Origin of the sequence: Streptomyces sp. NPDC006309, assembly GCF_040613095.1 — a bacterium.
In the GTDB taxonomy this organism is placed as follows: Bacteria; Actinomycetota; Actinomycetes; order Streptomycetales; family Streptomycetaceae; genus Streptomyces.
Genome location: NZ_JBEXRO010000016.1, coordinates 169,059 through 176,000, shown reverse-complemented (window position 1 = coordinate 176,000; position 6,942 = coordinate 169,059). Strand labels below are relative to the sequence as shown.

4 protein-coding genes are annotated in these 6,942 nt (G+C 68.2%); 3 read left to right on the top strand and 1 reads right to left on the bottom strand.

Annotation, left to right across the window (positions count from 1 at the left end; translation table 11 throughout):
• Positions 1–198 precede the first annotated feature (198 nt).
• Complete coding sequence (locus ABZ117_RS21635) at positions 199–1,035, bottom strand: helix-turn-helix domain-containing protein (RefSeq protein WP_356823054.1); 837 nt, start codon at positions 1,033–1,035, stop codon at positions 199–201.
• 326 nt (positions 1,036–1,361) lie between these two features.
• On the opposite strand from ABZ117_RS21635, the gene ABZ117_RS21630 reads away from it, so the two are divergent.
• The 3 genes from ABZ117_RS21630 (at position 1,362) to ABZ117_RS21620 (ending at position 6,935) form a co-directional block, all read left to right on the top strand.
• On the top strand, positions 1,362–2,318 hold the full coding sequence (locus ABZ117_RS21630; protein ID WP_356823052.1) for a LysR family transcriptional regulator: 957 nt from the start codon (positions 1,362–1,364) through the stop codon (positions 2,316–2,318).
• A 442-nt stretch (positions 2,319–2,760) separates the two neighbouring features.
• On the top strand, positions 2,761–3,825 hold the full coding sequence (gene sbnA / locus ABZ117_RS21625) for a 2,3-diaminopropionate biosynthesis protein SbnA (RefSeq protein ID WP_356823050.1): 1,065 nt from the start codon (positions 2,761–2,763) through the stop codon (positions 3,823–3,825).
• Positions 3,825–6,935 (top strand): amino acid adenylation domain-containing protein, encoded by a 3,111-nt coding sequence (locus tag ABZ117_RS21620; RefSeq protein ID WP_356823048.1) that lies wholly within the window; start codon positions 3,825–3,827, stop codon positions 6,933–6,935. The genes sbnA and ABZ117_RS21620 overlap by 1 nt, the downstream gene beginning before the upstream one ends.
• Positions 6,936–6,942 lie beyond the last annotated feature (7 nt).

Sequence of the window (6,942 nt, the reverse complement as noted above, 5' to 3'; positions counted from 1 at the left end):
GTATCAGCACCGAGTTGGCGGAACCGGCCACGTCCAGTTCCACCCGCACCCAGCCCGGCCGGCGCCACAGCAGCGGCTCCACGATCCGCACGGTCAGCAGCCGCCCGGCCGGGCGGCGACGCTCCGCGAGCGGCTGTCGCCCGCGATTGTGCCGACGCACACGCCGCGGCGTTTTCCGGCGCGGAGCTCCAGGGCACGTCAGGCGCCGTCGAGGATCCGGCGTCCCAGTGGCGTGACGGTGTGGATGACGTTCTTTCCTGAATTGCGGCTGGTGACCAGGCCCCCGTCACGCAGAACGCCCATCTGGTAGGTGATGCTCGACTGTGCGACGCCCACGGCACGGGCGATGTCCGTGGAGGTGCACCCGTCGGGGCGGCCATGGCCGGCCACGGCCTCCAGGACGGCGGCGCGGGTCCGGCCCAGCAGGTGCGAGGCGCCCTTGCCGCCCTCCGGGGTCAGATGCCAGGGTGGTTTGGCCACCGGATACACCAGGGTGGGCGGCAGGCCGGGATCCGCGGGGGCGGTCGGCCGCCGCCAGCAGAAGAACGAGGGCACGAGGAGCAGGCCACGGCCGCCGAGGGTGACGTCGCGGCTGACCGGATAGTCCACTTCGAGGACCGGGTCCCGCCACGTCGCGTACGGAGCCAGGCTGTCGAGAAGCCCTTGGACACCGCCGCTGAGCAGTGCCTGTGAGCGCAGGTCGACGTCGGCTCCCACCCGGGCGCGGATACGCGGCAGATGGGGGCGGAGCAGCGTGTCGAAGTACGTGCCGAATGCCCGGACGACCCCCGCCAGGTCGGTGGCGTCCGCTCGTGCCCCCGCGGCCGGCCCGCCGCGCCCGTGCCGCGCCGCGTTCAGCCGCTCCATCTGGCTCGCGACCACGTGCCGTGGCGTCGCGCCGATCGCGTCCAACGAGACCGACAGGTCGCCGGCGGCGCCCGGCGTGAGAAGGTCGGGAATGTATCCGGCACTGGGTACGAGACCGCGCAGCGGCGTCAATGCCTTCCGCAGCCTTTCGTCGTGACGGAGTCTCACGCGTGCCGCGTCCCGCCATGCGCCGAAATCCGCCCGTCCCTGGTCCGTCTGTAAACGGCAGATGCTACAGACGATCTCCCACATGGGATCGGGACTGCGTAATATCCGTATTCTTTTCAGGTCATCAGCAGTGAAGTGCAGGCGTAGCACGGAACCCCCCCCCCGTCGCAGATACCGGCATGTGAGCGATGCCTCGCACCAGCTGCGAAGCCTCCGCATATGCACGCGGACCCGAACAGACCCCCGGTGCCATACTGGCCGAACATCACCCTGCCCGGCGCACGGGAGGCGAAGGGAACACTCGGCGATTCGATAACGTCGACTCTATGGTTTCCAGGGGGCCGTACCGGCGGGGCGGGCGAGAGCCGAGCCTGCACCAGCTGCGTCTGCTCCTCGTGTTGGCGGAGGAATCGCACTTCGGCCGTGCGGCCGCACGGATGTTCATCTCTCAGCCGGCCCTCAGCCAGCAGATGCGGGCACTGGAAGAGCGCCTGGGCGTCTCCCTCCTGGAACGCCGCGGGGGCAGCCTGCGTCTCACGCCGGCCGGACAGGCTGTCAGCGAGCAGGCCGAAGAGGTGCTCGGCGCCATGGCGAGGCTGCTTCAGGCGTCCGAGCAGCATGCCTGCACCGTGAGCGGCAGACTGCGCGTCGGCTCGCTCGGCGCGGAAGCGGCCATGCCGCACGCGAGTGCCCTCCTGGCCCGTCTGCGCAGCCAGCACCCCGGCCTCGAAGTCGAGGTCCGCAACCTGAACTTCGTGGAGCAGTTCGACGCACTGGCCGGAGGAACCGTCGACGCGGCCTTCCTGCGCGGACCGCTGCCCTCCGGCTTCCAGAGCATCGAACTCGCCACGGAATCGCGCGTGGTCTGCCTGCGGGCCGACGATCCGCTGGCCGGCGAGAGGGAACTCACCCTGGCCCAGATCGCGGACCGCACCGTGGTGGACATGCCTCCCGAAGTGCCGCGGTCGTGGTGGGACCACCTGACGGTCAATCCACGCCCGGACGGCACGGCGGTCCGATTCGGACCCGTGGTCCGTGACACCGAGACCATGGTGCTGGCGGTGCTTCAAGAACGCGCCATCACCTTCCTGCCGGAGGCCGCGCGGCGCCTGTACCCACGTCCGGGGCTCGTCTACGTGGACGCCCCGGAGCTGGGCAACTCGGTGTCCTGCCTGGCATGGCTCCCGGCGAACCGGGACGTGCCCGTCGTACGCGCACTGCGGGACGCGGCGCGTACGACCGGCGCCTCGGCGACCGCCGAGCAGGACAGAAGACGGTCCTGACCTTATTTGACCGGATGTACGACCGGGGGACGGGCGTGTCCTGCGCACCGGCGGACGTCTCAAACGCCAAGATTTGGTCAAGTTGCAGTGGGCTCCTACGGGTTGACCGGTCATCAGATCCCAGGAGGGACCGCCTTGCATTTACGCGGTCCGCCACGGTTCGGCGTAACAGTGTCACTACTCAGTGTAATGACATTGCTGCCACATTGCAGCATTTCCCTTACTTCAGACATAGCATCAGAAGTGCACCTATACATGTAAGACAATCGTAGATTCCTCCAATTATGGGAGCCGAACGGGCGCTCGCATTCGTATGTTCGTTTGTATAGCGTGCTCTCGTTCCTGTTGATCGGACACCGATCGCTCTGTACGCGTACGGCTGGGCTCGGCCGTGGCCTCTCGGCGGACGGCGCGTCCGCAGTGCGCCGCAAATCGGAAAGTGATGACAGAGATAATTCACGGGGCATCAGGGGTCCGCGCTGCCCATGCTTCCACGGATGTCAGCTCAATAGCTTCCCCTTCGGAATACGTTCCGGACGGGATTTACCTCGATCTCTCGCAGGTTTTCGATCGTCGAGTGCATCTGAAGTGTGAGGGTCTCAACCTCGCCGGGTCCGTGAAGATCAAGGCTGCGGCTGAGATGGTTGATTCCGCGGAGCGGTCGGGCCTTCTCCAGCCGGGTGGGCGCATTGTCGAGTCGTCCTCGGGAAGCCTCGGTGTGGCGCTCGCCATGATCGCTGCCGATCGTGGGTACGGCTTCATCTGCGTCACCGACAACCGCTGCAACGAACGCAACCTGCGTCTCATGCGCGTGTACGGCGCTGACGTCGTCGTCATAGACGAGCCTGATCCCGTCGAGGGGCTGCTCGGTGCCCGGATCCGGCATGTCGCCGACCTCTGCGCACGTGAACCGGACGTGCTCTGGCTCAACCAGTACGCCAACGACAGCAATTGGCTCGCCCACTACAAGACCACCGGCCCGTCGATCGCGAAGGCCCACCCCGACGCGGAAATGGTGTTCATCGGAGCGGGCACCACCGGCACGCTCACGGGGTGCGCACGCTACCTGAAGCAGGTGGGGCACCCGGCCAAGATCGTCGCCGTCGACAGCGTCGGTTCCGTGACCTTCGGCGAGCCGCCCGGGCCGAGGCACATACCGGGAATCGGGACGGGCCGGCGCCCGGAGATCGTCGACGAGAGTGTCATCGACGAGATCATCATGGTTCCGGAAGTGGACACGATCCGTATGTGCCGGACGATGGCCGGACGAGGTTACCTCTTCGGAGGCTCCACGGGAACCGTTCTTGCGGGGATGATGCACCGCATTTCCACGGAAAGGGCCGACATGCCGGTCGTCGCGATCTCTCCGGATCTCGGTGAGCGCTATCTCGATTCCATTTACGACGACGAATGGGTCAAGGACCGGTTCGATCTGGGCGGCGGCGCAGGACAGATCACTCGACGCCGTCCGGCGGTACAGGCGGTAGACAACCAGGTGGGTATCTGATGACCGGGCAGCACAATCTCATCGGGCTGTTCGAAGAGCAGGCGCAGCAGTCGCCGGACAGAACAGCGGTCGTCTTCGGTGACCACCGCCTGACCTACCGGGAACTGCGTGATCAGGCCCATCGCGTGGCCGGACGTCTGCGCGGACTCGGGGTCGGCCACGAGACACTCGTCGCCATGGCGTTCCCCCGGTCCGCGGACGCCGTGGTCTGCATGCTGGGGATCGTTCTGGCCGGCGGGGCCTACCTCCCCGTCAATCCGGACTTCCCCGCGGAGCGGCTCAACCGCATACTCAGCGACGCGCGTACGCCCTTGGTGGTGTGCGCACCGGAAGCCGGCGAGGCGGTGCGCCACGCACTCCCGGAAGGCACCGCCCTCCGCACGCTTCCCGACCTGCTCGCCGATGACGCCGTGCCGGCGGCCCACGAGCCGCCCCGGATCCCGGCGGACGCGCTCGCCTACGTGATGTACACCTCCGGCAGCACCGGGCGCCCCAAGGGCGTGATGGTGGAACACCGTGGGGTGGTGCGCCTAGTCAAGGACACGGACTACTTCGCGTTCTCCCGGGACGAGCGTTTCCTGCTGACCGGAGCCCTCGAGTTCGACGCCTCGACCTTCGAGATCTGGGGCGCGCTCCTGAACGGGGCCGTCCTGCACATCGTCGGCCAGGAGACGCTGGTCGTCCCTCAGCGACTGAAACTGGCGTTGCGGGAGGCCGGGACCACCGTCCTGTGGCTGACCGCGCCGCTGTTCCACCAACTCGTCGACGAGGACGTGTCGCTGTTCGAGGGCCTCGGTACGCTCCTCGTGGGAGGCGACACCCTCTCCTGTCCGCACGTGAACAGGGTGCTCGACGCCTGCCCGGATCTGCGGGTGCTCAACTGCTACGGCCCCACGGAGAACACCACCTTCACGACCGTCTTCCCCGTCGACCGCACCTACGAGTCGGCCATTCCCATCGGCCGTCCGGTCACCGGCACGACCACCCGCGTCCTCGACCGCGACCTGCGGCCCGTGCCGGCCGGACAGATCGGCGAACTGTTCACCGGCGGCCTGGGACTGGCGCGCGGCTACCTGTACAACCCCGATGCCACGGCGAAGAGTTTCCGCGTGCTCGACGGCGAGCGCTACTACCGCACCGGCGATCTGGTCAGCGCCGACCCCACCGGCGTGCTGTACTTCCACGGCCGTACCGACGACCAGGTGAAGATCCGTGGCCACCGGGTGGAGGTCAAGGAGGTCAACAGCGCCCTCCTGGACGTACCGGGCGTGCGCGACGCTCACACCGTCGTCCATGAGACCGCTACGGGCAAGCGGTTGACGGGTTACGCCGTGACGGACGCCGGCTGCGACGAGGACGGTGTCCTGAGCGAGCTGAGGCGTCGCCTGCCCGCCTACATGTGCCCGGACCGGATCGTGCGCGTACCCCGGCTGCCGCTCAACGCCAACGGCAAGGTCGACACCGCCCGGCTTCCCCCGCCGGCCGTCTCCGTCCGTCCCCGGTCCGGGCCGTTGAGCCCCGAGGAGGAGAAGCTGGCCGCTCTCTGGGCGGAGGTGCTGCACACCGAGCCCGAACTGATCGGCCCGGACAGCGACTTCTTCGAACTCGGCGGCACGTCCATCACCGCCGGAGTGCTCATCGGAAGGATCGGGCGCGTTCTGGGCGGGGCGCTGAGTTTCCAGGAGCTCTTCGCCACGCGCACGCTGCGCGACATGGCTCGCGCCGTGGCGGACGGTGACGCCGAGGACTTCGCCCCCATTCCCGGTGTACCGGCCGGCGGTGACGTTCCCCTGCATCCGCAACAGCGTGGTCTCTACGCCTTGTGGCAGGCCGACGAGGAGTCGCTCGCGTACAACATCCCGGCGCGTCTGGACGTGAGCGGGCAGCTGGACCCCGAGCGGCTGCGGACCGCCCTGCACACGCTGACGGCGCGGCACGGTGCCCTGCGGACACGGTTCGTCACCGAGCTGGACGTCCACGGCGTTCCCCGGGTCCGCCAGGACGTCCGGAGTGCGGTGAACGTGCCGCTCGACGTCCTGTCCGGGCCGGAGGTGCCCACGGACGACGAAGTCGTCGCCCGGTTCGTCCGTCCCTTCGACCTCGGGACGGGCCCCTTGATACGAGCTCTGCTCGTCCAGGGAGAAGGCTGCGACGACCGCCTCTACCTGGACGTTCACCACATCGTCTTCGACGGTGTATCGCTCGCTCTCCTCGTCGACGAGCTGTTCGACCTCTACGTCGGCGTTCCGCCCGAGGAACCGGCGACCGGCTACGCCGCGGCCGGCCAGTGGCTCGCCCGGGAGCTGGAGGAAGGCCGGTTCGCGCAGGACGGTGCGTACTGGCTGGACACGTTGCGGGACGCCCCGCCACCGCTGGACCTGCCGACGGACCACCCTCGGCCCGCCATCCGCAGCTCCCGGGGTGCCGTCGTACGACGCGAGTTGGGGACGGCGTGCCAGGATGCCGTCCGCCGGTGCGCCACCGCTCACTCGGTCACCGACTTCTCCGTCCTGCTGATCGCCTACGCCACCGTGCTGGCCCGGCTCAGCGGGCAGCGCGACCTTGTCGTCGGCTGCCCGATGAGCGGACGGGTGCATCCCGATGTCGACCGTGTGATCGGCATGTTCGTCAACACGGTGCCACTGCGCCTGCGGATCGACGACCGCACGACGCTGGGCGAGCTGCTGGCCCGCGCCGGCCGTGAACACCGCAACGCGCTCACCCACCAGGCCTACCCGTTCGAGCGGCTGGTCGAGAAGGTGGCGTCCCAGCGGGATCTGAGCCGCAACGCGCTGTTCGACGCGTTCTTCGCGCTACAGAACATCGACTTCTACGCCTTCCGCAAGCACGGGCGCCGCGTCACGGTCTCGCTGCTGCATCCGGGCACCAGCCGCTTCGACCTCAATTTGCAGGCGTATCAGCGCCCTGACGGACTGTGCCTCGAACTCGAATACTCCACCGCTCTGTTCACGCGGCAGTCCGCGGAATCACTGCTGGAACAGGTCGTGGCCGCCCTCGACGAGGTGCTGCACTTCCCCGGTCTGCCCGTTTTCCCGCCGACGCCCACGACGGCCGCCCCCGCCGCCCCCGCCGCCGACTTCGCATTCTAGGAACCGC